This window comes from Kitasatospora sp. NPDC085895, assembly GCF_040702125.1.
GTDB lineage: Bacteria > Actinomycetota > Actinomycetes > Streptomycetales > Streptomycetaceae > Kitasatospora > Kitasatospora arboriphila.
The window spans coordinates 1-1,539 of the sequence record NZ_JBFBJY010000225.1; the positions used below are offsets into that span (position 1 = coordinate 1).

Here is a 1,539-nt window from a genome sequence, read left to right on the forward strand (position 1 = left end):
GCCGAAGTAGTGGTAGAAACGGTTGAGTTCTTCCGCCGCCAGACGGGCGTCCGCCTCGTCTTCCGCCACGTAGCCATGCTGCAACAGCATGATCTTCAGCGGCTGCTCGGCGGCGAAACGCGCGCGAGCCTCGTTGAAACAGGTTACCAGCCTTACGATCTCCTCTTCCCCCTGATGCAGCGGCGTAACCTGAACGTTGCAGCCGTTTTGCACCGCAAATTCGTGACTGTTGGGATCGCGCGCCGCTACCCAAATCGGCGGATGCGGCTGCTGTTTCGGCAGCGGCGAAGAGGTGGTCGCCGGGAACGACCAGTATTCCCCCTGATGGGCATAGTCGCCCTGCCACAGTTTTTTCACCGCCGGGATCAGCTCGCGCATGCGCTGCCCGGCATCCCAGGCGGTTAAACCGGGCATCAGCCGTTCGTATTCATAGGAATAGGCGCCGCGCGCAATGCCCAGCTCCAGCCTGCCGCCGGTGATGATATCGGTCATCGCCGCCTCGCCCGCCAGACGGATCGGGTGATTGAATGGCGCAATGATGGTGCCGGTGCCGAGCCGCACCCTGGACGTGCGCCGGGCGATATCCGCCAGATTGATGAACGGATTCGGCGCAATGGTGAAATTCATGCCGTGGTGCTCACCGGTCCAGATGGCGTGCATGCCACCACGATCGGCGATTTCACACAGTTCGATCATCTCCTGGTATAGCTTTTCCTGGGATTCTTCGGGTAACGTTCGTTCCATATGCACGAATAAAGACAGTTTCATCACACTCTCCCGCTTAGCTTCAACCGGCGAATTGCTTGATGGCACCGCTGTGCTCATCGCCATAATAGATACCGTAATTCCCCACGGCGTTTTCTTTGACGAACCGGCCCATCATCGACCGCAGCGCCGGATCCTTGATCGGCAACCGTGCCAGCGTCGGCATGTCGAACCATTCCGCCGTGCTCAGCTGCGGCGTCAGGCTGCCGGCGTCGGTCGGCAGCGCGCACAGAAAAACGATGTGTTGCTGGTTCTTCTGCCGGTCGTCGTAGACGGAATAGACGAACCCCGGATGGGCATTGATGCCCAACTGCTGCAGTAAATCCCCCAACGTTTCGCTGACGCTGCGTTTCTCCACCGGGCTGGACGGCAGCTGATAGCCGCCGTCGTTTTGCCGCACCATCACAGCGTGCCCTTCAAACTCGATCAGCGCGCTCACCACCACCTGCGGCCCGCCAATCAGCGACTGCGCGTTTTGATAAGGCGTGAAGTATGCACCGCGGTAATACCCCAGACCGGCAGTCGCGTTGGACTCGAACCCCTCTACTTTGCCGATCAGAATGGCATGGTCGCCGGCGTCCACCACCTGATACAGCGCGCAGTCGAACCACGCCGAACTGTTATCGATAAGCGGCACCCGTGACGCGCTCCAGCGCCAATCGATCAGCGCAAAGCGGTCTTCGTTCTTTTGCGCAAAAATGGTTGAAGCCTCTTTTTGCCGTTCCGCCAGAATATTGATGGCGAAATGGCTGCACTGGGTAAAGTGCTCCAAGT

At 59.4% G+C, this 1,539-nt stretch carries 2 protein-coding genes; both read right to left on the bottom strand.

Annotated elements, in window-relative coordinates:
• Positions 1 to 831, bottom strand: an 831-nt coding sequence (locus tag AB0442_RS42410; protein ID WP_366168837.1) for an LLM class flavin-dependent oxidoreductase, incomplete at its 3' end; no start/stop codon positions are given.
• Positions 788 to 1,539 (bottom strand): flavin reductase family protein (locus AB0442_RS42415; protein WP_366168838.1); only part of this gene is annotated, 752 nt, incomplete at its 5' end. The genes AB0442_RS42410 and AB0442_RS42415, both read right to left, overlap by 44 nt.